The sequence below is a fragment of the Hyphomonas sediminis genome (genome assembly GCF_019679475.1).
Lineage (GTDB): Bacteria > Pseudomonadota > Alphaproteobacteria > Caulobacterales > Hyphomonadaceae > Hyphomonas > Hyphomonas sediminis.
Genome location: NZ_JAIEZP010000001.1, coordinates 51,866 through 74,592 on the forward strand (window position 1 = coordinate 51,866; position 22,727 = coordinate 74,592).

Here is a 22,727-nt window from a genome sequence, read left to right on the forward strand (position 1 = left end):
GGCCAGATGATGCCTAATCCCCTCCAACTCATCGGCCGGGCGACGCTTGGACTGTTCACCGAGGTCGGCCGCCTGACGAGCTTTGCCACCCAGGTCAAAGCGGCGGCCTTCACGCCCCGCTGGTATGGCGGCGAAATCCTGCGCCAGATGGTGCGGATCGGCTTCTACTCATTGCCCGTTGTCGGCCTTTCTGCCGTATTCATCGGCGCCGCGCTCGCCCTCAACATCTATGAAGGCGGCAGCCGCTATGGCGCTGAGCAATTCGTACCGAGCATCGTGGTGCTGGGGATCACGCGGGAACTTGGCGTGGTAATCACCGGCCTGATGCTGGCGGGCCGCGTCTCCGCAGGGATCGCCGCCGAGATTGGCGCCATGCGCGTGACTGAACAGATCGACGCGCTGGAAACGCTCTCCGCCTCCCGCTTCCGCTACCTCTATGCGCCGCGCTTCCTTGCAGCCCTGATCACCCTGCCGATGCTGGTCGCGCTGGCCGACATTATCGGCGTGATGGGCGGCTGGCTGGTCAGCGTGTATGGCCTTGGCTTCGACTCGACGGTCTACCTGCGCAACACGCTCGATTTCGTGACCCGCAACGACATTCTTGCCGGCCTGATCAAGGCCGTGGTTTTTGGCGCCGTGATCGCCGTCATGGGCTGTTATCAGGGCGACCGCAGCCAGGCTGGCGCAACCGGCGTTGGCCGCGCCGCGACCCTTTCGATGGTAGGCGCAGCGGTCCTCATCCTCGCCTTCAACTATGTCATGTCCACCCTGTTCGTGGAGATCGGCCTGTGATGACTGATGCGGCACACCCCCTGCTGAAACTGGAAGGCGTCGAAAAATCCTTCGGGACGAAAACCGTCCTGCGCGGCGTGGACATCGATGTGGCCCCTGGCCAGAGCCTTGTCGTGATCGGCGGCTCGGGCTCGGGCAAATCGGTGATGCTGAAGAACGCGCTCGGCCTGATGACACCCGACAAGGGACGCATCCTGTTCGACGGCGAAGACGTGACCAATGCCAGAGGCAAGGAACGCGAACGGATGCGCGCACGCATCGGCATGCTGTTCCAGTCCGGCGCGCTGTTTGACTCCCTCACCGTGTGGGAAAACGTCGCCTTCCGTCTGATCAATTCCGAAGGCATGAGCCGCAAGGACGCCAAGGAACGCGCCATCGACACACTGAAGAAAGTGCGCCTTGGCTCTGATGTTGGCGCGCTCTACCCGGCAGAGATTTCCGGTGGCATGCAGAAGCGCGTCTCGCTCGCCCGGTCGATCATCTCCGAGCCCGACCTCATTTTCTTCGACGAACCGACGACGGGCCTTGATCCGATCACGGCCGACGCCATCAACGACCTGATCCTTGAAATGGTGCGCGGCCTTGGCGCCGCGGCCGTGACGATTACGCATGACATGGCCTCTGCGACCAAGATCGCCGACGAGATCGCCATGCTGTTCGAAGGCCGCATCATCTGGCGCGGCGCGGCAAAGGATGTCTATTCCAGCGGCAACGACTATGTGGACCAGTTCGTGAACGGACGAGCCGAAGGGCCGATCCAGCCGGCAATCTGATACCCGGATGGGGGCTACATGCAGCTTGTTCACCTGCCAGCGTCGGAGCGAAAACCTGCACCGTGGAAGAATGGCGGCGGAAGCACTGAAGAAGCCGCGGTTTCTCCGGCTGGCGCGTCAATGGACACATTCGACTGGCGCATAAGCATCGCCACAGTCAGCGAAGCCGGAGACTTCTCGAAGTTTGAAGGAATTGACCGGCACCTGACGCTTCTGCGGGGGAAGCTGCTTCTTACTTCTGAAGGACAAACCCACACGCTGTTGCCAGGTGAGAGCCTTGCCTTTGATGGCGGCGCGCCCTTCCACGGAGACCCCGGCCAGGCCCCAGCCATGGATCTCAACATCATGACTCGCAGAGGCAGCTTCGATGCGGAAGTTGCGCGATTGTCTGACAGCGAGGCCCACAATCTGGCGCCCGGATCTGGATTCTTCTTCGCATTGGCCCCCGCGATCGTTGCAGGCAGACAATTGGCAGAGACCGACCTTCTGAGATTTGAAACGGATGCCCCGGAGAGTATCCGCATCGCGGGCGGCCCCGTCTTGCTGATCAAATTCTTGCCCCAACAGCCCGGCCCATCGCCAGACAGGCCGTGAGCAGATAGCCGCCGGTCGGCGCGTCCCAGGCGACCATCTCTCCAACACAATACGTACCCGGAATGTCCCTCAGCATCAGCGTGTCATCGAGCGCGCTCCAGGAGACACCGCCGGAGGTCGAGATAGCGGTATCGAGCGGCGCCGGGCCATGCAGCCGCAGCGGGAAGGCTTTCAGGGTGCTGGCGATCTGCGCAGGATCACGCATCGCATTGCCCCGGAACAGTTCCTGAAAGAGTGCGATCTTTGGGGGCGGCAGGCGCGCGGCTTTCCGCAGGCGGTTGGACAGGGATTCCTTTGCCGGCGATGATGCGAGCCGGCTTGCCAGATCCGCTTCGCCTGCATCCGGCAGAAGGTCGATCATCAGCGTTTGCGGATCGCCCCGGCGGGCAGCAGCGGCAAGGCTGGCCGCAAGGGGATAAAGCGCGCCGCCTTCGAGGCCGCGTTTCGTGATGACGAAATCGCCCCGGCTTTCCTGCCCGAAGGCTGAGAGGCGCACACCCTTGATGGAGGCGCCTTCATGCGCCTTCAGCATGTGATCTGACCACGGAATATGAAATCCGCAATTGGCAGCGCCGAAGGGCTCGATCTCCACGCCGCGCGCGGCCAGCAGCGGCGCCCATCCGCCATCCGAGCCGAGGCGCGACCAGCTTGCCCCGCCAAGCGCGAGGATGGCGGCGTCAGCCTCGACCGTTACCTCCCCTTCCGGCGCGCGAAAGCATAGCCGTCCTGACCGGTCCCATCCCGTCCAGCGATGGCGCGTATGCAGCGTTGCTCCGCCTGCGCTGAGCCGGGCAAGCCAGGCACGCAGCAATGGCGAGGCCTTCATGCCGACCGGGAACACCCGGCCGGAGGAGCCGGCATAGGTCTCGATGCCCAAACCCTTCATCCAGGCGACAATCTCTGCCGGGCCGAACGCGTCGATCATCGCGGCGAGCCGGCCATCGGGCGCGGTATACCGGGAACGGAACAAGCTCTCGTCTTCAGAATGGGTGATGTTGAGGCCGCTCTTGCCGGCCATCAGGAATTTGCGCGCCGGGCTGGGCATCGCGTCATAGATAGACACCTGCGCGCCGCGCGCGAGGGCTGCCTCAGCCGCCATGAGGCCCGCCGGCCCTGCCCCGATGATCGCAACGCGTTTCATCCCGCCCCTTTAGCGGCTGGTCGCGCGGGTCGCCAGCTTTTGCAGATTTTCTGTCCGTCAGGTGGCCAAGGCATTTGCGCCGCTTTGCCTGCCCGCCTAGACTCCGCGCCTCATACTCAGGGTTCCGATTCCTTATGGCCAAAACCTCCACCTCCGCTTTTGTCTGCCAGGCTTGCGGCGCCGTGCACGCCAAATGGGCCGGGCGCTGTGAAAGCTGCGGCGAGTGGAACACGCTGGTGGAAGAAGCTGTCTCCGCCCCGCCCGGCGCGCTGAAGGCCGAGAAGGCCGGCACCAAGCGCGGCCCGAAGGCCGAGTTCGTTGCGCTCGACGCCGTGACCGAAACGCCCGACCGGATCGTGATCGGCGTCGATGAACTCGACCGCGTATTCGGCGGGGGCATCGTGCCCGCCTCTGCCACGCTGATCGGCGGCGACCCCGGCATCGGTAAATCCACACTCCTGCTGCAGGCGGCTGCGCGCCTTGCGCGCAATGGCGTGAAGACGGTCTATGTCTCCGGCGAGGAGGCCGCTGCGCAGATCCAGGAACGGGCCAAGCGGCTGAAGGTCGCCAACTCTCCTGTCCAGCTCGCCACCGAAACCGATCTTCGCAAGATCCTCTCGGCGCTGAAGGAAGCTTCGCCCGCTTTCGTGGTAATCGACTCGATCCAGACGCTCTGGTCCGATGGACTGGAAGCTGCGCCGGGCTCTGTGGCGCAGGTCCGCGCCTGCGCGCAGGAACTTGTGCGCTGGGCCAAGAAATCCGGCGCTGCGCTGGTGCTTGTAGGCCATGTCACCAAGGAAGGTACGATTGCCGGCCCACGCGTGGTGGAACACCTTGTCGATGCCGTGTTCTATTTCGAGGGCGAGCGCGGCCACCAGTTCCGCATCCTGCGCGCGGTGAAGAACCGGTTCGGGCCGACGGACGAGATCGGCATCTTCGAAATGCACCAGTTCGGCCTCGCCCCGGCAAAAGAACCCTCCGCCCTCTTCCTCTCGGCGGATGACGAGCCCGGCGGCGGCACAGCGGTGTTCGCCGCAATGGAGGGCTCGCGCCCGGTTCTGGCGGAAGTGCAGGCCCTTGTCGCCAAGAGCCCGTTCGGCACGCCCCGGCGCAGTGTGATCGGCTATGATTCCGGGCGTCTCGCCATGCTGCTGGCCGTGCTGGAGGCGCGCTGCGGTATCAATCTGGCGGGCATGGATGTCTATCTCTCGGTCGCGGGCGGCTACAAGATTACGGAACCGGCGGGCGACCTTGCAGCAGCCGCGGCACTGCTCTCCTCGCTCTCGGGCAATCCAGTTCCCAACCGCTCGGTGTTCTTTGGCGAAATTGCCCTTTCCGGCGCTGTCCGGCCTGCGCCCCGCATGGATCAGCGCATCAAGGAGGCAGCCCGGCTCGGCTTTCGCAACGCTTTTGCGCCCGAGGGGGTAACATCAGCAGAGAGCGGCTTGACGGTGGCGCCGATTGCAAGGCTTATCGGCCTCGTTGATTTACTCGCGCCGGACGCGCCTGATGCTTGAAAACATTTCAGCTTTTGACGGAATCGTCGTCGGCGTGATTGTCGTTTCCGCGATCATGGCGTTCGCGCGCGGCTTCCTGCGGGAACTGGCAACGCTCGGCGCCTTCATCGGCGCGCTCGCCGCCGCCTATTACGCCCGCAAGTTCCTCTCCGGCACGGTTGCCCAGATGCTGCCGGACGGCACCCATCCGCTGGCGCCGGACGTGATCCTCGTCGTGACGGCCTTCCTGATCGTCTATGTGATCGTCGCCTGGTTCGGGCAGAGCCTGTCGAAATCTATCATGACGAATGGCGAAATCGGCCTGTTCGACCATATTGCCGGGCTCGTCTTCGGCATTTTCCGTGGTTTCATTGCGCTGGTCTTCTTCGCCGTGCTGCTGAACGTCGCCGTCGAGCATGACCGCGTGCCGCCTTTCATCGCCGAGAGCTTCACCTACCCCTATCTTGAGCAGATTGCCGACGGGGTGACGGGCGAAGCCGAAGAAGCCAGCCGCGAATTGAGCGCCGTGCGCGAAGATCAGCGCTAGAAGCTCGTCCAGCGCTTGCTTCGGCCCGTCTGGTGGCTAGGCTCCTGTTTACTGATCGTTTCAGGGAAACTCCGATGCTGAATTTCGATGGCAGAACGCCAATCGCTGCTTTCTGCGGCGCGCTGATGCTGGCAGCCTGCGCGACGCAGGCGCCCTCGCCGCCATCCGTAAGCGTCGAGACAGTCGACTCTGCCGCCAGCCTTCTGGCACCGCTAAGCGTGCCGGTGGCCACCCTCTCGGCGGACGATCCGGGCATTCAGACATTGGCGAAGAAGCTGGAAGGCACTGCCCAGGTCAGCTTCGCTTCAGGCTGGGAACGCTACCAGGAAGACCAGCGACTGAAGTCTGCGCTCACCGAAGCCCTGATCGGATCGGGCGCAGCGGGCCTGCTCCTGCTCAACGTTCCCTGCGAGGGCGCCGGCATTCTGGATCAATACGCCAGCGGCGCCGCAACCAGCGATCTGGCGGCAGATGTGGTCCGTGCGGCGCCCCTCCCGGACAGTCAGAAAACCGAAGCGCTTGCCGATGTGCTGACCGTCGCGCGCGGCTGGAACGCGGTGAACCTTGACCGTCCCCTGAAGATCTCCGGCGTGCATTGCGATGCGGCTGCCTCTGCCGAGTCAAACCGCACGGTCATCTTCTGGGGCATGGAACAGCTCGCCTCGCAGGAAAGCGAAAAGGCCGTCGCGGCTGAAGCGCGCACACCCGGCGTCCCTGCCCGCCCACATGTCTGGCTTGCACAAGCCTCGGGAAGCGCACTCAGCGACATCATTCCAGCAAGCGGCTGGCTGGACCTTCGCGACCTTCCCGCAAAGCCCGCGATCGCCGCGTGGCGCGCTGAAAAAGGCCTCGAAGTGCCTGCACTCCTCGGCGAGAAATCCTGGTCGGCGGACATCGTGTTTCGCCATACAGCCTCGACGCCGGCAGTGCCGTTCTGACACACAGCCTGTGATTTGATGACAGGAATGTCATTGCCGGGCTTTCGCCGCCGGACAAACAGGCCTATATCGGCCGCAAGCAGCCCCGCCCCACATAGCAGAGCCGGAACGTCCGATGGTCTACTTCGATCATGATGACGACAAACCCCACGAAGAGTGCGGGGTTTTCGGAGTCTTTGGGAGCGCCGAAGCCAGTCTTTTGACCGCGCTCGGCCTCCATGCCCTCCAACACCGTGGACAGGAGGCGTGCGGCATTGTCAGCTTTGACGGCAAGCGCTTCGCCTCCGAACGCCATATGGGCCTCGTCGGAGAGAGCTTCGGCGGAGACCTTCGTCAGCGCCTTCCCGGCCATGCCGCGATCGGCCACAACCGGTACTCCACGCAGGGCCGGCCGATGCTTCGCAACATTCAGCCGATCTTCGCAGATCTTGATACCGGCGGGTTCGCCGTTGCTCACAACGGCAACCTGACCAACGCCCGTATCCTGCGCAAGGAACTGGTCCGCAGCGGCGCGATCTTCCAGTCGACGATGGACACTGAAGTGATCCTCCACCTCGTCGCCCGCAGCCCTAAGAAAAAGTTCGTCGAACGCCTCGTCGATGCGATGCATCAGATCGAAGGCGGCTACGCGCTCGTTGGCATCACTGGCAAGAAACTGATCGGCGCACGCGATCCGATTGGCCTGCGCCCGCTCATCCTTGGCCGTCGCGGCAAATCCTATGTGCTCGCGTCTGAAACCTGCGCGCTCGACATCATCGGCGCTGAGTTCGTACGCGAGATCGAGAATGGCGAATTGGTCGTCATCAGCGAGGAAGGCATCGAGTCGATCCGCGCTTTCCCGCCGCGCCCGCCAAGCCCGTGTATCTTCGAATATGTCTACTTCGCCCGCCCCGACAGCTTCATTCAGGGCCGCTCGGTCTATGAAGTCCGCCGCCGGATGGGCCAACAGCTCGCCGCCGAAACGCCTGCGGATGCTGACGTGATCGTGCCGGTGCCGGATTCCGGCGTGCCGGCCGCACTCGGTTTTTCCGAAGCCTCCGGCATCCCGTTCCAGATGGGCATCATCCGGAACCATTATGTCGGCCGGACCTTCATTCAGCCGACGCAGACCGGGCGCCAGACGGCCATTTCCAAGAAGCACAGCCCGAACCGCGCCGTGCTTGAAGGCAAGCGCGTTATCCTGGTCGACGATTCCGTTGTGCGCGGGAACACGTCCAAGAAAATCGTGCAAATGGTGCGCGAAGCCGGCGCGCGGGAAATCCACTTCCGCTCGGCCAGCCCGCCCATCGTGAACCCGGATTTTTACGGCATCGACATGGCGGCAAAATCCGAACTTTTCGCCGCCATCCACACGCACGAGGAAATGGTACGCGAGCTGAAGGTCGAAAGCCTCGGCTTCCTGTCGGTGCCGGGTCTCTACAAGGCCATCGGCGAGCCGGTGCGCAATGGAGCCCAGCCGCAATTTGCCGACCACTGCTTCACGGGCGACTATCCGACCCCGCTGGCAGACCATCAGCGCGATCAGGCGGACAAAGAGCGCCAGCTCTCCCTGCTGGACGACGTGTAACGGGCGCGCTAAACGCCCGGCATGTCCGAGAAACCCAGACTTGTTCTTGTTACCGGCGCGTCGCGCGGCATTGGCCGTGCGATCAGCCTTGAGCTTGCCCGGCAGGGCAATGTTGTCGTGGCTGTCGCCCGCTCCAAGGCGGCGCTGGAAAAGCTTGACGATGAAATCCGCAAGCTTGGCTCAGAAGCCGTGCTGGTGCCGATGGACCTCAAGGACACCAAGGGCATCGAGACGCTTGGCAAGATTATCTCCGAGAATTTCGGCACGCTCGATGGCTTCGTTGCCAATGCCGGCCTGCTTGGCACGCTGGGCCCGCTGGAAACCTGCGGCCCGCGCAGCTTTGAAGAAACGATTCAGGTGAACCTCACCGCCAACGCGCACCTGATCCGCGCGCTGGGACCGTCCCTGCACCGCGCGGAAAGCCCGCGCGCCGTGTTTGTCACGTCCGGCGTGGTGCCCCGCCCGCGCGCTTTCTGGGGGCCTTACCAGGCTTCCAAGGCTGGCCTCGAAGCACTCGTCAAAGCCTGGGCCGACGAGAGCGAGAAGATGGCGCTGCGCGTCAACCTGTTCGATCCCGGCGCCGTGCGCACCGGCATGCGCGCCGAAGCGATGCCGGGCGAAGACCCGATGACGCTGCCGACGCCCGAGGAAGTGGCCGCAGAACTGGTGAAACTCGTCGCGCCGGAAGAAACGCGCACAGGCGCGCGCGTCGTGTTCCGCGAGATCGCGCGCAGCTAACGTCTATTTTGCCGGAATGGCGGCCAGCACGCTGGCCTCTGCGGCTTCTGCCATCGCAACGGCGGCAACGGCGCCGTGGGCCGGAACCGGGCTGCGCGCAAGGCCAAGGCAGGCGGCGTAGAAGCCTTCATCGGCTGCGCCCAGCGGGTCCGGCAGGTCAGCGGCGATATCCACCTTCACTTCGTAAGGTGTCGTATTTTTCAGACGGCGCGTGAGGAAGTCGATGTCGATCTCGCCCGAGGGATAGACAACACGCATCGTCCGTTCCCGGAACTCTGCAGCGCGGCTGGCGCGCAGCTTCGCCTTGCCGCCGCTGGCATAGTTGAACACCGCTTCGGCCTCGTCGATCTTGCCGGAATGGACGATGCGGCCGGTGGCTTCGACCTGCGTGAACTCACGCCCCAGCATCATCGCCGCCAGATCGAGATCGTGGATCATGAGATCCCAGATCACCGATACATCCCCCGCCCGCCCGCCGGGCGTCGGCGGGCCGGAGCGGACCGACTCGATCAGGGTCGGCGTTTCCTTGATCGCCAGCACGCCCATGGCCATGGCCACGAAGCGTTCCTGGTGGCCGACCTGCAGGATGCGCCCGCGGGCAGCAGCTTCATCGGCCAGGTCGCGCGCAGCCAGGCCTGAGAGCGCCAGCGGCTTTTCGACGAGGACATGGCAGTGCGCCTCAATGGCTTCACGGGCGAGCTTCTCGTGCCAGGTGGCCGGAACGGCCACCACGACAGCATCGCACTGGCTGAGGAATTCACGATAATCAGCGAAGCCCCGAGTGCCAAAGGTATCGGCCAGCTTCTGGGCGCGGGTGAGGTCTACATCGAAGATGCCGGCGAGGTCTGCGCGCGCCGAGGCGGCGGCTTTCTGCGCGTGGTAATTTCCGAAAACGCCGGCGCCCGCGACGCCCACTTTCAGCCTGGTCATGCCTGCCCTTGTCCTTTTTGTTGCAGCCGACATGACATTGGCGGGCGGGAACGGCAAGTCTCGGGCTGAAGCTGGCCGGAATACTGCGCGGCGGGGGATTCTTCGGGTCACCCCTTCACAGGCCGGGCCTGGCAGGTCATCTGATGGGGCAAAGTGTGTATTTTTGAGTACGAACCGGGACAGATCGCATCAAAAAGCGTCCGGAATGAACCAGGGAAGGACTTCGCCATGTCTAAACTGACTGCCACTGAGTGGACCCTCGCCGCGCGCCCTGTCGGGATGCCCAAACTCTCCGACTTCGCCGCCCGCAAGACCGAGATTGCCGATCCGAAGGACGGCGAGATCCAGGTGGTGAACACCTGGATGTCTGTTGACCCATATATGCGCGGCCGGATGTATGACCGGGAAAGCTATGTGCCGCCCTTCCAGATTGGCGAGCCGCTGCAGGGCGGCGCCGTGGGCCGCGTGACGGCCTCGGCCCATCCCGACTTCAAAACCGGCGACCTTGTCTCCTCAATGCTCGGCTGGCGCACAGCCTGGGTGGCGGCGCCGCAAGCGGCGATGGTGCAGAAGCTGCCCGCCAGCGGCCTTCCGGAGAGTGCGTATCTGGGCGTTGCCGGGATGCCGGGGCTGACGGCCTATGCCGGCCTGCTGCGCGTGGGCGAGCTGAAGGAAGGCGACACGGTGTTCGTTTCCGGCGCAGCCGGCGCGGTTGGCTCGACCGTGGTGCAGATTGCCAAGATCAAGGGCGCGACCGTGATCGGTTCAGCCGGCGGGGCGGACAAATGCGCGGTCGTGAAGGCACTCGGCGCCGATCATGTGATCGACTACAAGCAGGCCAAGGGCTTTGACGGCCTGGTGACAGCGCTGAAGGCTGCCGCGCCCAAAGGCATCGACGTGTATTTCGACAATGTGGGCGGAGATCACCTGGCCGCCGCAATCGAAGCGGCCCGCCCGTTTGCACGCATGGCGCTTTGCGGAATGATTGCGCAGTATAACGAGACCGGCAAACCGGAAGGCCCGCACAACATCATTCAGGCGGTGGGCAAACAATTGAAGCTTCAGGGCTTCATTGTTTCCACACATGCCGATATGACGCCCGCCTTCCACGCCGACATGGCCAAATGGATTGCCGGCGGGAAAATGAAATATGAGGAAACCGTGATGAACGGGATCGAGAAGGCGCCAGACGCGTTCCTCGGCCTGTTCACCGGTGCAAACACCGGCAAGATGCTGGTTAAACTGGGATAGACATGGCTGCTCTTTTTGACGCCTACATCATGGTTGACTGGAGCGCGGCGTCAAAGCCGTCGCTCGGCGCCAATTCGATCTGGATCGGCATCCTGGCGAAGGATGCCCGACTGAAGCTGCAATATCGCGGCGTGAACATCGACACCCGCCTGAAGGCGCGCGCCTTCATCGAGGACATGGTGGCCAAGCTGACCAAGCGCGGCGACAAGGTTCTTATCGGCTTCGACTTTGCGCTGGGCTTCCCGGCAGGCACGGCGGCAGCGCTTGGCCTCGACACCTCGGCGCAGGCGCCGTGGGCGGCGATGTATGCCCACCTGGCCACCAAGATGAAAGAGAAGCCGGACAATTCCAATGCGCGGTATGCCATTGCCGCCGGCATGAACTACGCCATCTCCAAAGGCCCGTTCCCCTTCTGGGGCGCCCCCACCCGCGATGTGGTTTCGACCCTTGCGGCGACGCGACCGGAATTCGAGGGCGCGGCACTCGCCGAACACCGCCATTGCGAAAACTACCTTAAAGAGAACAAAATCGGGCAGCCGAAGTCTGTCTGGCAGCTCGCTTATGCCGGTTCCGTCGGCAGCCAGACGCTGACCGGTATCCCCCATGTGCATGCCCTGCGGCAGGCCTGGCCGACATCCCGCGTGTGGCCCTTCGAGCTCGGCACCGAGCCCCTGACCCGCGATGCCCTGGAGGGAATCAGCGTCGTCATGGCCGAGATTTACCCCGCCCTGGTCAAGGCAAAGCCAGAAAAAGGTGAGGTCGCCGACGAGGCCCAGGTCCGCCAGATCGCCCGCCACTACGCAGATCTGGACGAAAAAGGCACACTTGCAGCGTCTTTTTCCACAGCCAAATCACTTTCCCCTGAACAAAACAGGGACGTGGCCGAAGAAGAGGGCTGGATTCTCGGCGTTTAGCCCGTGTTTATTGGGCCCTCGACGTATTCACGGCCTACGAATCGTGGGTAAGTCGGCCCAATGGCGCGCAAGCGTCATTTAACCTAGAGGAGAACCCCTATGAATAAGGGTGAACTGACCAAAGCGGTGGCAGCGGCCTCCGGCCTGTCTCAGAGCGACGCCGGCAAAGCCGTCGACGCCCTGTTCGAGACCGTCGCTGGGGCAGTGAAGAAACGCCAGCAGGTTGCAATCGCAGGCTTTGGCACTTTCTCGGCCAAGACCCGGAACGCGCGCGAAGGCCGCAATCCGGCAACCAAAGAAACGATCAAGATCCCTGAAAAGACCTCGATGGCATTCAAGCCGGCGTCGGCTCTGAAAGACATCTAAGGGGACCGTCCCCTCTAGGGGACCGATCCGGATCAGGCGGCGCGCTTCACACCGGAGCGCGCCGCTTTCAGTTCCAGCAGGATAAGCTGCAGCGTTCCGGCCACGAAGACGCCGATGAAGGCCCCTTCCAGCACGCCCGGTGCGCCCCGCTCCAACACGATGGCCAGCAGGTAGCAGACCGGGATCATCACCACGAAGAACGAGCTGAGATGGATGGCGCTGGGCAGCCAGACCATGCCTTGTGCGCGCAGCGCAAAAGACGCCGTGGCCTGAAGCCCGTCAAACACCGTCGCCGCTGCCGCAAGCCAGAGCAGGCCGGCAATGGCAGGCGCAATCGCCACGCCGCCGATGATCGCATCTTCCCGCACCAGCAGGCGAGAGATCGGCCCGGCGAAGCTGACCAGCAGTACACCCATCACGATGCCCATGACGAACGTAGCCGCGACGCCGAGGCGGCCCGCATTGCGGACTTCATCCGGATTGCCCCGGCCCATGGCCTCGGCCACGCGCACGGACGTAGCCGTGGCAATGCCGAGATAGAACATGAAGCACACGCCCATCACCTGAACCGAATAACCATAGACGGCGTTGGCCGCGATGGAGACCCAGGTGGCAATAATGAAGGTGACGTTGAAGCCGCCCCATTCGGCAACATTGGAGATGGCCGTACCTGTGCCGACGTCGAACTGGCGGCGCGCCTCGCCCGCCTCTGCCGGCGGCGACCGGCGGAAGCCCGGCGTAAGCGCGGCGACGAAGATGAGCATGATGATAGCGATCAGCCAGCGCGTGACCGTAGTGGACCAGGCAACGCCTTCTGCGCCCATCTGGGGGAAGCCCCACCAGCCCGCCACAAGGGCGAGGTTGCCGAAAATGTTGATGACCACGCCGGTATACATGACGATGGTGACCAGCAGCGGGCGGCGCAGCGCTTCCAGGTAGTAGGAGCAGGCCTGCGAAACCATGTGGCCGACCAGGCCGAACGCCAAGATGCGCGTGACCGCCGCCGTGGACGACGCCACGACATCGGGCGGCACAGCTTGGCCGGCCCCCTGCCCTTCGGGCGCGATGGTGACGAAGATCCAATGGAAGAAGGGCTGCGCGAAAGGCACCAGCGCCAGCGTGAGCAGGGCGCCGAGCACAAGCGACCACCAGAGCCCGCGCCGGAAGATGCGGCCCGAGCCCGCCTCACGGCCTGTGCCCAGCATTTCGGAGGTCAGCACCTGCACACCGAGCAGGATGCCGATGCCGAAACCGAGCGACACACCGATCGGCAGCCAGGCGGACAGCACAAAGGCAAGCTCACCCGGCGCATACTGGCCAAGCACGATCGCATCCGTCAGGCCCATCAGCATCATCGCCATACGGCTGACAGCGATCGGCACCGACAGGCGGATCAGGTCCAGAATATCTTTTGCCCGCGCCCAGGCGGGCAGGCGCGAAGTCGCCGTCATGACTGCCCTCCCTTGGTCTTTGTCCAGGCTGATGCCTGATTTTTGAGCAGCCGGGCGTGATGCCCGAAACCCCACTTCAGGGCAAGCCATCCGGACAATGAATTTTTTGCGTCCGTGCATTTTCCTCTGCAGGCGGATGCGCCGCAAACACTGCAGATCGCGCAGCGGTTAGCGCGCGGTTAGCCAAGGCGGCCGGGATTTGGGGTTGATCAGGCTGGCGGTGTCAGTCAGTCTCAAATGCAAATTCAGGCTCAACCGGCACTTTAGGGGATGGAACGATGCCGCTTGGACGATTGATTGCAGCCGTCCTTCTGGGGGCGCTTATTGCCGGATTTGCATTCGCCGAACCGGGCACGCCGCCGGGCGACGAAATCAAGGCCGAGAAGCTAGATTATAAAGACCGTCCGGATAAGGACGGGCGCATGGCGGCGACCGAAGTGACGGTCGGAGAGACGCCTGTGCGCCTTTATGTGCGCGGCACCAATGTTTCGGCTCCCTTCTCCGTGCAGGTGATTGCGGCGGCCAAGGCGCGGCCGCTGGAGGTGACGCTGCACCGGCAGAACTGGGGCAAGGCCGTGCAGACAGGCGATACCGGACGCGACGGCACGTTCGCCTTTGAGGGCCGGGCCTATGGCGATGTCGGCGTGCAGCTGACCTCGCCCGATGGTCAGCCAGCGCGCGCAACCGTGGTTTTCTGGGAGGGCACGCCTGCCCTGCCGAGCCTGGCGACGGTTTACACCAACACCGCAATGCAGGGAGGCGGCACGGCCAGCCCGAACAGCGCAGGCGGCGCAAGCGCCCCGGCAACCGGCGGCACGCCAATCATCATGTATGTGATCGCGGGCCTGCTGGCGGTGATCGTCGTGTTCCTCGGCCTGATGGTGATGCGCCGGGGCAAGGGCGGGGCAGCAGCGCTGCTGATCATCGGCGGCCTGACGATGGCAGCGGTGCACGAGCCAGCACCGGCCATGGCGCAGGGCGAGACCGGCCCGCCCGATGGCGGCATCAACCCGTTCACCGGCGATGGCATCACGCGGCCGGGCACGCCGCCGGCAGAGCCGAAGCCGGGCGAAGTGGCCAATCCCTTCGATGTCGACAAGCCGCCGCCAGAAGTGCCCGGCGACAAGGACAAGGACGCCACCGCGGGCAAGCCGGACGAAACCCCGAAGGACAATCCGTTCGCCGGAGAGGGCACGACAACCGCAGGCGGGCCGGTGGAGCTGAAACCGGAAGACTTCGATCCCAGCAACGCGCCCAAGGATGACGCCGATGCGCCGGTGGACGCCGACTATGCCGAGCGGCTGGACGCGGCGGAACAGCGGATCGCGGACCTCAACCGGCAGGCTTCGGCCAACCGGGCGGAGATCGAACAGCTGCGGATGCTGGTGGAATCTGACCGGAAGAATGAGCCCGACCCGTCCAACCTGCCTCCCCTGCCACTGAGCTGCCGCCCGCCGGCCATCGACCGCAGCGAGGCGGACGCCGCCGTGGAAGCGGGCTGGGAGAATTTCGAGGCGTGCAAGGCCTGCTTCAGCGCGCCGCTGACGGAGCTGGACGAGCTGATGCTGAATTATGAGCGTCTGCGGATCATCCTGATGAGCACTGCAGAGTTCGTGAACACGGCCATCACGATGGGCGACACGGTGCCCAAACCGCACCAGTTTGTCGAAATGTCCTGGGCGAAGGAAAAGGCCGGCATTCAGAAGAGCTTCCAGGGGACAAAGGACGCCTATGATGCCAAGCGGGCCGAGTTCAATGACAAGCTGAGCGGCATTCTGGACGAGCTGGGCAAATGCGAAGCCGATCTCAACAACAATCCGATGTGGCGCAGCACTGATGGCCAGCTGTTTTACCAGACCATGAAGGCCAGTTATCAGAGGGCGAACTAAATGGCACAATTGAAACGGATGCTGGGCGCAGCGGCACTGGCGCTGGTGGCGGCGTGCGGGGCGCCGGCGACCGCCTCCCCCGGCGACACCCCGGCCAGCCAGAGCGCGCAGCCTGAAGGCCTGCCTGCCGACGCCGTGAAGCTCAGCAGCACCGATGGCAAGGAATATTGGGGCGTGCCGCGCGAGGATGGCCGCATCCTGCTTTATGAGACGATGGCGGATGGCCAGATGGCCGCGACCGCCGGGCCGCTGAAAGACCTCGAGACGATTTACACCTGGGTCGATTTCGCGCCGCTGAAGGAGAAGATGGAATGAGATTGACGGCTTCGATCTGCGCGCTGCTTCTGGCGGGTGTCGCCGCTTGTGGTGGCAGTGAACCTGCCGCGCCTGCCGAGGCGCCCGCAACGCCGGAAGCGGCACCTGCCGCCACCGAGCCCGGCCAGCCGGCGACGCCCGTGACGGCAACGGGCAGCTTCGACTGGGACAAATGGGCAAGCGTGGTGAATGAAAACCCCTGCAGCTGGCTGAGCGCAGAGGATCTGGCTGCCCTTGGCCTGCCCGCCACCGGCGACGCGGCAACCACGGCGACGGAAACGAGCTGCGTGTGGAAAGACGCTGACGGCGCGCAGCTGTTCAGCGCCAATGTGGTGACCTGGGACAGCGCAGAAAACCTTGCAGGCGAGCGCGCGGAACAGGTGAAGCTTGCCGCAGAGATGGGCGGCTTCATCCAGGTGGGCGATGGCAGCGGCACGGTGACGGCGATTTATCGCAAGAGCCGCGGGAGCCTCGTGATCTTTCCGAACTCGGACGATGAGAGCGCTGCCATTACGCTGAACGCGAAGAAGACCGCGCGCGATGATGAAGCCGCCAAAGCGGCGAAGGACGAGCGCGCCCTCGCCTTTACTACCAAGCTGATCGAGACTTACGGGCTCTAACGCTTCAGAACAGCGTCGAGGCGTCGTTGGCGATATTGTGGGCGATCTCCGGCAGGAGCAGGCTGCCGGGGAAAACTCATCGCGTGACAGTGAGCTGCACGGGCCTCTCAAGAAGTCCCTCTGCTCCGAAGGCGACCACGACATAATCGCCCGGCATCAGGATCAACGGGATCTCTTCGCCGGGGCGTAGCAGCAGGCGGTCTGAAGGGACAATTTCATCCCCCTCCCCGGCACGCCGCGCCTCGATGATCGCCAGGCCGGATACCGGACGAAGCGCCTCGGGAACGGCAATGTCTTGCGTCTCGGCGCTACGCCGATAATCCGGCCGGTTTGAGGTGAACGTCACTACCGGCATACGGGCCACCAGATCTGTTCCCGGCGCCCAGGGATTGCCCCTGAAGGTCACCTCGCCCGCCAATACCGGCGCGGCGCCACCAGGCTTGCACGGCGTCAGATCAATCGTCAGCGGATCAATGCCGGTCTTCGCTTTCAGGCGGGCTGCCATCCACACACTCGGCTGGCCATTGACCATCTCATACACATGCGCATGCCCGACATGGATGATGATCCGGGTTTCCGGCGCGCGTGCAAACACAGCTTCGATGAGGTTGTTTGCCTGGGCTTCTTCGCGCGCATTGATGGACTCGTCCATGGAAGCATCGTCCGGCGCGCGCTGTTCAGGCCGCTGCTCATATTGAACGAGCGTCGTGCCAGCCGCGCGCAGCTCCGCAAGCAGAGCCGCCAATTGCGGGTCCTGCGTGTACCAGCCATCGCTCACCCGCGTGGCGTGATCGTCCCTCGGCGTCACAGCGTCCGGATACATCGCCTCGGCGGCATAATGCGTGAAGCCGGATGCAGTCAGTTCACGAACAAGGCCCGCAATCACGCCGCGATGCTGGGGAACGGCGTGATCTTCGTTGACGATCACCACAGAATAGGCTTCGGCGCGCCGCACGATTTCGCCAATCGCATCGCCTGCGCCTTCAGCACAATCGGATTTCGGGAACCAGTTTGTAGATTCCGGAATGAGGGCCTGCAGGTCTTCCCGGCCCAACAGGGCGATCGTCTGCTGGTGCCAGCCCCGGCTGGTATCCGAACCGGGATCAGCAAGGAACGCCCCGGCATGTTGCAGGTATTCCCGCCGCGCATCCTGCATTTCTTCAGACACCACATAGGGCGGATCAGCGGCCGCACCCTGCTGCCCAGGCGCTTGTGAAGCGCAGGATGCCAGAGTCAGAGCGCTCGCCACCAGCAGGGCACGGACCATACGAAAACTCCCGGAAGTTGCCTTCCGGGAGCTTAGGGGAATTCTACCTTGAAGTAAAACTTCAGCCCGCCTTGCGGGAGCCGGCAGCGTCGGCTTCAGCTGCCTGGAGTTTTTCGGCCACGAGGAAGGCCAGTTCCAGCGCCTGTTCGCCATTGAGACGCGGGTCGCAATGGGTGTGGTAGCGGCTGGAAAGATCCTCTTCGGAGATCGCCTGCGCGCCGCCGATACATTCGGTGACGTTCTGACCGGTCATCTCGAAGTGGACGCCGCCCGGATAGCAGCCTTCCGCCGACAGAACATCGATGAACTGGCGCACTTCGGAGAGAACGCGGTCCACAGGGCGCGTCTTGAAGCCGGTGCCGGTTTTCAGCGTGTTGCCGTGCATCGGGTCGCAGGACCAGACGACCGTGCGGCCGGATTTTTTCACGGCGCGTGCCAACGGCGGCAGGCCGGCCTTCACGCCTTCAGAGCCGAAGCGCGAGATCAGCGTGATGCGGCCGGGCTCGTCTTTCGGGTTCAGCGTGTCGATGAGGCGGAGGAGTTCGTCCGTCTCCATGCCGGGGCCGCATTTGATGCCGATCGGGTTTTTCACGCCTTTGCAGAAATTGACGTGGGCATGGTCGATCTGGCGCGTGCGGTGGCCGATCCACAGCATGTGGGCGGAGGTATCGTACCAGTCGCCGCTGGTGGAATCGATGCGCGTCATCGCTTCCTCATAGCCCAGCAACAGCGCTTCATGGCTGGTGTAGAACTCAACTTGTGCCATTTGCGGCACGGTTTCAGCGTTCAGGCCAACAGCTTCCATGAAGCGCAGCGAGGCGGAGATCTGGTCCGCCAGCTTCTCATAGCGCTCGCCCTGAGAGCTGCGATCCACGAAGCCGAGCATCCAGCGATGCACATTGGCGAGGCTGGCATAGCCCCCCTGGCTGAAGGCGCGCAGCAGGTTCAGCGTCGCCGCTGACTGCGAATAGGCCTGGATCAGGCGTTCGGGGTCGGGAATCCGGCTCTCCGGCGTGAACTCCATGCCGTTGATGTTGTCGCCCCGGTAGGACGGCAGCGTGACGCCATCGATCGTCTCGGTCGGCTCGGAGCGCGGCTTGCCGAACTGGCCGGCAATGCGGCCGACTTTCACGACTGGCTTGGCCGCTGCAAAGGTCAGCACGACCGCCATCTGCAGGATCACGCGGAAGGTGTCGCGGATGTTATCCGGGTGGAACTCCTTGAAGCTCTCCGCGCAGTCCCCGCCCTGCAGCAGGAAGGCCTTGCCGGCGGCCACGTCGGCCAGGCGCGACTTCAGGCGGCGGGCTTCACCGGCAAATACCAGCGGCGGAAAGCTCTTCAGGCGGGACTCCGCGGCTGCCAGGGCAGCGGCATCGGGATAGTCCTGCGGGATATGCTTTGCGGGCAGGTTGCGCCAGTCGGAAGGTTGCCAGGTCATTGCTCGGTCTCACTACAAGTTTCGCGGCGATAAAACATATGAGCGCCCCTTGCTCAAGTTTCACCATAATTTCACTGCAAGAAGATGGCGGAATCGCCGGTTGGGCCGCTAAAAGGCCCTTCCAGACACCAGATTCATGAGGCGCGGGGCCACATGTCGCACGTATATATCAGCCATTCGGGCAAAGACCCGGACGCCCTGCTGGCCTTGCACGAGGCCCTGCGGGCGGCTTCCGTAACGGTATTCTATCCCACGGGCGACACGACGCGCGAGGAAGCGGACGCGGCCATCGACCGGTCCTTCGCCGTGATCGTGCTCGTTTCGGCTGAAGCGGTTCGCTCGCGCCGGGTGCGCCAGGATGTTGAGGCGGCCAAGGCGCTGGGCCTGAAGCTCATCCCCTACCAGGTCGACAAGGCGCGCCTCAACGGCTTCTTCAAGCAGGAAGTCCAGCCGGCCTTGCGTCTCTCCTCGGCGATGCCGGACGGGCTGGATCAGCTCGTGTCCGAGACGCAGGAAGCCTACCGCAAGAAATGCCCGGTCATCGCGGTGATGAACCTCAAGGGCGGGGTCGGCAAGACGACCGTGACAGCGCAGGTCTTCGGCGCGTGGCAGGAAGCCTTCGGCGGCCGCGTCCTGCTGATCGACCTCGACCCGCAATATAACCTCACCCAGACTTTTTACCCGATGGAGACAGCCGACGCCTCTTCGGCGCAGGACCGCTCGGTAATCTCGCTCTTCGAACGCTCGCGCCTGCATGCGCGCGACGCGGCTTCCCCGGCGGAGAACTGGCTGGGCCTGACAACACAGCCCTTCACGCCCGCCCCGCGCGACCAGTTTGTTCACCCCATCCTCGGGGTCGATGGCCCGCCCGGCCGGCTCGACATTATCTCCGGCCAGTTCGAGATCTCGAAATACGCCTTCGCGGCAGACCCCGACGCGCTGGCCGCGATCAAGCAGCATTTCCTGCGCAGCGTGGAGCATTACCGCAGCGAGTATGATCTCATCGTGTTCGATACGAACCCGAACGCCACCTTCCTGACGCGCTGCGCGCTGGAGGCGGCAGACCGGGTGATCGCGCCGATGCATGCCGACATCTATTCCCTGCGCGGCGTGCGCCTGCTCGCCCAGGTGATCCGTAACCAGATTGAAGAGCCCAAGCGGCCCGAACTCTCGATCCTGTTCAATGCCGTGAACCGGAATGAGCAATCGACCTTCGAGGCCGACGCCCGCAATGGTGTGTTCGACGAGATAGCAGGCTTCACCCTGTCACATTCGCTGATGACGGCGGCCCTGCCCCGCTCGGCCCACTTTGCTGTCAAGGCGCCCCAGGATGGCCAGCCCGCCTGGCGCCAACTCGTCATCCATGCCGGGCGCGGCGGCGGCCTGAAACCCATCCGCGAAAGCCTGAAACAGGTGGCGCTGGAGATCCGTGATCTGAATGAGGGGAAGAAGGGGCACTAAACCCGCCCCTTCACGCGCCCCCATGCGCGCCGTCATCCCGGATATTTGCTATGCAAATTCCGGGGTGACGAAAACGGAAAGGCCCGGCTTGAGGCTTAAACCCCTTCCGGCACCCATTTCGTCCGCATCGTGACGAGCTCTTCGGCGGCGGATGGGTGCAGCGCGCAGGTCTGGTCGAAGTCCTGCTTCGTGGCGCCCATCTTCACGGCAATCGCGGCGGTCTGGATCATCTCGGCGGCGTCATCGCCCACCACATGCACACCCAGCACGCGCTGGTCTGAGGCGCGCACGACAAGTTTCATGAAGGTGCGCGTCTGGTCGCCGTTGAGCATGTTCTTCATCGGGCGGAACTTCGTCTTGTAGATATCGATCTCGCCGAAGGATTTGCGCGCTTCGGCTTCGGAGATGCCAACCGTGCCGACTTCCGGCTGGGTGAACACGGCAGTCGGGATATTGGCGTGATCCATCTTCCACGGCTTGCCGCCAAACTCGGTGTCGGCAAAGGCGTGGCCTTCGCGGATTGCGACGGGCGTGAGGTTCACGCGGTCGGTCACATCACCCACGGCCCAAATGTTCTGCACATTCGTGCGCGACCAGTCATCGACCAGCACTTCGCCCTTCTCGCCCAGCTTCACGCCGGCCTTGTCGCAGCCCAGATCATCCGTATTCGCACGGCGGCCCACCGCCATCAGCACGACATCGGTTTCGATCTCATGCCCGCTGTTCATTTTCACAGTGAGACCAGACGCGCCTTTCTCGATCGACTTGAACACGCATTTGGTGACGACGCGCACGCCGGACTCTTTCAGGCCCTCATGCACGGCGAGGCGGATTTCGTCGTCAAAGCCGCGCAGCACGGTTTCACCGCGATAGACGAGCGTAACTTCCGTGCCGAGCCCGGCAAAGACATGCGCGAACTCGACCGCGATATAGCCGCCGCCCGCGATGACCATACGCTTGGGCAGGTCCGTCATCTCGAACACGCCATTGGAATCGATCACATGCTCGACACCCGGCAGTTCTTCTGCCGACGGCAGCCAGGGGCGCCCGCCCACCGCGATCAGGATCTTGCCGGCAGTGATCGTCTTGCCGGATTTTTTCAGGCGCAGCGTATGCGCATCAACGAACTCGGCGCGCTCATCAAACACATCGACGCCGGCATTCTTCAGGTTCCGGTCATAGATCGCCGACAAGCGCTCGACCTCGGCATGAAGCCCATCCATGAAGCGGCCATGCTCGTAGGAGACTTCCCCGACATTCCATCCGTATCCGGCGGAAAGCTCGATATCCTTGCCATACTTGCTGGCATAGACCATGAACTTCTTGGGCACGCAGCCGCGCACGACGCAGGTGCCGCCCATCCGGTATTCCTCAGCCAGGCCCACCTTCGCGCCCGCCTGCGCCGCGATCCTTCCGGCGCGCACCCCGCCAGAGCCGCCACCAATCACGAACAGGTCATAGTCGTAGGCAGTGTCGGTCATGGGAATTTCCTTGGATTTCAAATGGGTTTCCGGCCCGGAATGTGAGGCGCCCGGCTCAGTATTCAATGATGTGGGCGCCATTTTCCTCGCCGATGATGACGGTGCGTGCGAGCCCGATGAACAGGCCATGCTCCACAACGCCCGGCACGGCGGAGAGATAGGCGGCTGCCTTTGCGGGATCGGGAATGCGCCCGCAATGGCAATCGAAGATGAAGTTGCCGCCATCGGTGACCAGCAGGTCCACGCTCTGGGGCGCTTTGCGCAGCTCTACGCGGGGACGGTCCACGCCGGCCGCGGTCAGCGCGTCGTGCACCTTCTTGGCGGTGATCGTGTAACCGAACGGCGTCACCTCCACCGGCAGCGGGAACGCGCCGATATGGGGCACCTCCTTGGAGCTGTCGGCAATCACGGCCATGTGATCGGAGGCGTTCGCGATGATCTTCTCGCGCAGCAGCGCCGCCCCGCCGCCCTTGATCAGCACGCCGCCGGGGCCAACCTCATCGGCGCCGTCCACGGTCAGGTGAATGCGGTCCACCTGCTCGAACGGGATCAGCGGAATGCCAAGGCTGCGGGCGAGATCGCGCGTCTGGTTGCTGGTCTCGATGCAGCGGACGATCAGCCCATCGGCGATTTCATCGGCCAGCATCTCCACGAAAAACTTCGCCGTGGAGCCTGTGCCGAGACCGATGGTCATGCCCTCTTCGACAAACTCCATCGCAGCGGCGGCGGCATTCTGCTTTTCAATGTCGTTTGCCATG

22 protein-coding genes are annotated in these 22,727 nt (G+C 63.7%); 15 read left to right on the forward strand and 7 right to left on the reverse strand.

Features of this window, described 5'->3' with window-relative positions; genetic code table 11:
- Positions 1-6 precede the first annotated feature (6 nt).
- Genes K1X12_RS00275 through K1X12_RS00285 form a run of 3 tightly spaced genes read left to right on the forward strand, consistent with a single transcriptional unit; the run spans position 7 to position 2,159 of the window.
- Entirely contained in the window at positions 7-792 is a 786-nt protein-coding gene (locus K1X12_RS00275; RefSeq protein WP_220985639.1) for an MlaE family ABC transporter permease, read from the forward strand.
- Positions 792-1,565 (forward strand): ABC transporter ATP-binding protein, encoded by a 774-nt coding sequence (locus K1X12_RS00280; RefSeq protein ID WP_220985640.1) that lies wholly within the window; start codon positions 792-794, stop codon positions 1,563-1,565. The genes K1X12_RS00275 and K1X12_RS00280 overlap by 1 nt, the downstream gene beginning before the upstream one ends.
- 18 nt (positions 1,566-1,583) lie before the next feature.
- Entirely contained in the window at positions 1,584-2,159 is a 576-nt protein-coding gene (locus K1X12_RS00285; protein WP_220985641.1) for a HutD/Ves family protein, read from the forward strand.
- On the opposite strand, the gene K1X12_RS00290 is transcribed toward K1X12_RS00285, so the two are convergent.
- Positions 2,113-3,300 (reverse strand): TIGR03862 family flavoprotein, encoded by a 1,188-nt coding sequence (locus K1X12_RS00290; RefSeq protein WP_220985642.1) that lies wholly within the window; start codon positions 3,298-3,300, stop codon positions 2,113-2,115. The two genes, K1X12_RS00285 and K1X12_RS00290, sit on opposite strands and share 47 nt — an antisense overlap.
- 134 nt (positions 3,301-3,434) lie before the next feature.
- On the opposite strand from K1X12_RS00290, the gene radA reads away from it, so the two are divergent.
- The 5 genes from radA (at position 3,435) to K1X12_RS00315 (ending at position 8,586) form a co-directional block, all read left to right on the forward strand.
- Entirely contained in the window at positions 3,435-4,817 is a 1,383-nt protein-coding gene (gene radA, locus K1X12_RS00295) for a DNA repair protein RadA (protein ID WP_220985643.1), read from the forward strand.
- Positions 4,810-5,343: a CvpA family protein gene (locus K1X12_RS00300; RefSeq protein ID WP_220985644.1), complete on the forward strand. Its 534-nt coding sequence runs from the start codon at positions 4,810-4,812 to the stop codon at positions 5,341-5,343. Before radA ends, K1X12_RS00300 begins: the two co-directional genes overlap by 8 nt.
- A 74-nt stretch (positions 5,344-5,417) precedes the next feature.
- Positions 5,418-6,281 carry a hypothetical protein gene (locus K1X12_RS00305; protein ID WP_220985645.1) on the forward strand — a complete coding sequence of 288 codons (864 nt, stop codon included), beginning with the start codon at positions 5,418-5,420 and terminating at the stop codon, positions 6,279-6,281.
- 115 nt (positions 6,282-6,396) lie between these two features.
- Entirely contained in the window at positions 6,397-7,848 is a 1,452-nt protein-coding gene (gene purF, locus K1X12_RS00310; RefSeq protein ID WP_220985646.1) for an amidophosphoribosyltransferase, read from the forward strand.
- 21 nt (positions 7,849-7,869) lie between these two features.
- Entirely contained in the window at positions 7,870-8,586 is a 717-nt protein-coding gene (locus K1X12_RS00315) for an SDR family NAD(P)-dependent oxidoreductase (protein WP_220985647.1), read from the forward strand.
- Positions 8,587-8,589: 3 nt separating this feature from the next.
- Here the strand turns inward: K1X12_RS00315 and K1X12_RS00320 are convergent, their stop codons facing one another.
- Positions 8,590-9,516: a Gfo/Idh/MocA family protein gene (locus tag K1X12_RS00320; RefSeq protein ID WP_220985648.1), complete on the reverse strand. Its 927-nt coding sequence runs from the start codon at positions 9,514-9,516 to the stop codon at positions 8,590-8,592.
- 228 nt (positions 9,517-9,744) lie between these two features.
- Here K1X12_RS00320 and K1X12_RS00325 point away from each other — a divergent pair, with 228 nt between their 5' ends.
- The 3 genes from K1X12_RS00325 (at position 9,745) to K1X12_RS00335 (ending at position 12,047) form a co-directional block, all read left to right on the forward strand.
- Positions 9,745-10,767 (forward strand): NADP-dependent oxidoreductase, encoded by a 1,023-nt coding sequence (locus K1X12_RS00325; RefSeq protein WP_220985649.1) that lies wholly within the window; start codon positions 9,745-9,747, stop codon positions 10,765-10,767.
- A 2-nt stretch (positions 10,768-10,769) separates the two neighbouring features.
- Positions 10,770-11,681, forward strand: a complete 912-nt coding sequence (locus K1X12_RS00330) for a hypothetical protein (protein ID WP_220985650.1) — start codon at positions 10,770-10,772, stop codon at positions 11,679-11,681.
- A 99-nt stretch (positions 11,682-11,780) separates the two neighbouring features.
- Positions 11,781-12,047 (forward strand): HU family DNA-binding protein, encoded by a 267-nt coding sequence (locus K1X12_RS00335; protein ID WP_220985651.1) that lies wholly within the window; start codon positions 11,781-11,783, stop codon positions 12,045-12,047.
- A 32-nt stretch (positions 12,048-12,079) separates the two neighbouring features.
- Here the strand turns inward: K1X12_RS00335 and K1X12_RS00340 are convergent, their stop codons facing one another.
- Entirely contained in the window at positions 12,080-13,498 is a 1,419-nt protein-coding gene (locus K1X12_RS00340; RefSeq protein WP_220985652.1) for an MATE family efflux transporter, read from the reverse strand.
- A gap of 278 nt (positions 13,499-13,776) precedes the next feature.
- Here K1X12_RS00340 and K1X12_RS00345 point away from each other — a divergent pair, with 278 nt between their 5' ends.
- Genes K1X12_RS00345 through K1X12_RS00355 form a run of 3 tightly spaced genes read left to right on the forward strand, consistent with a single transcriptional unit; the run spans position 13,777 to position 16,322 of the window.
- Positions 13,777-15,387: a hypothetical protein gene (locus K1X12_RS00345; RefSeq protein ID WP_220985653.1), complete on the forward strand. Its 1,611-nt coding sequence runs from the start codon at positions 13,777-13,779 to the stop codon at positions 15,385-15,387.
- A complete protein-coding gene (locus K1X12_RS00350) occupies positions 15,388-15,702 on the forward strand; it encodes a hypothetical protein (protein ID WP_220985654.1) in 315 nt (104 codons plus the stop codon).
- Complete coding sequence (locus K1X12_RS00355) at positions 15,699-16,322, forward strand: DUF3558 family protein (RefSeq protein WP_220985655.1); 624 nt, start codon at positions 15,699-15,701, stop codon at positions 16,320-16,322. Before K1X12_RS00350 ends, K1X12_RS00355 begins: the two co-directional genes overlap by 4 nt.
- A gap of 76 nt (positions 16,323-16,398) precedes the next feature.
- Here K1X12_RS00355 and K1X12_RS00360 read toward each other — a convergent pair whose 3' ends face one another.
- Both K1X12_RS00360 and K1X12_RS00365 read right to left on the reverse strand, forming a co-directional pair.
- Positions 16,399-17,589, reverse strand: a complete 1,191-nt coding sequence (locus tag K1X12_RS00360) for a hypothetical protein (RefSeq protein ID WP_220985656.1) — start codon at positions 17,587-17,589, stop codon at positions 16,399-16,401.
- A 61-nt stretch (positions 17,590-17,650) separates the two neighbouring features.
- Entirely contained in the window at positions 17,651-19,027 is a 1,377-nt protein-coding gene (locus K1X12_RS00365; protein WP_220985657.1) for a class II 3-deoxy-7-phosphoheptulonate synthase, read from the reverse strand.
- A gap of 153 nt (positions 19,028-19,180) precedes the next feature.
- Here K1X12_RS00365 and K1X12_RS00370 point away from each other — a divergent pair, with 153 nt between their 5' ends.
- Complete coding sequence (locus tag K1X12_RS00370) at positions 19,181-20,488, forward strand: AAA family ATPase (protein WP_220985658.1); 1,308 nt, start codon at positions 19,181-19,183, stop codon at positions 20,486-20,488.
- Between the two features lie 95 nt (positions 20,489-20,583).
- Here the strand turns inward: K1X12_RS00370 and gor are convergent, their stop codons facing one another.
- Positions 20,584-21,969, reverse strand: coding sequence for a glutathione-disulfide reductase (gor, locus tag K1X12_RS00375; RefSeq protein ID WP_220985659.1), 1,386 nt, complete (start codon positions 21,967-21,969; stop codon positions 20,584-20,586).
- 55 nt (positions 21,970-22,024) lie between these two features.
- Positions 22,025-22,726 (reverse strand): ribose-5-phosphate isomerase RpiA, encoded by a 702-nt coding sequence (gene rpiA, locus K1X12_RS00380; RefSeq protein WP_220985660.1) that lies wholly within the window; start codon positions 22,724-22,726, stop codon positions 22,025-22,027.
- Position 22,727: the final 1 nt, after the last annotated feature.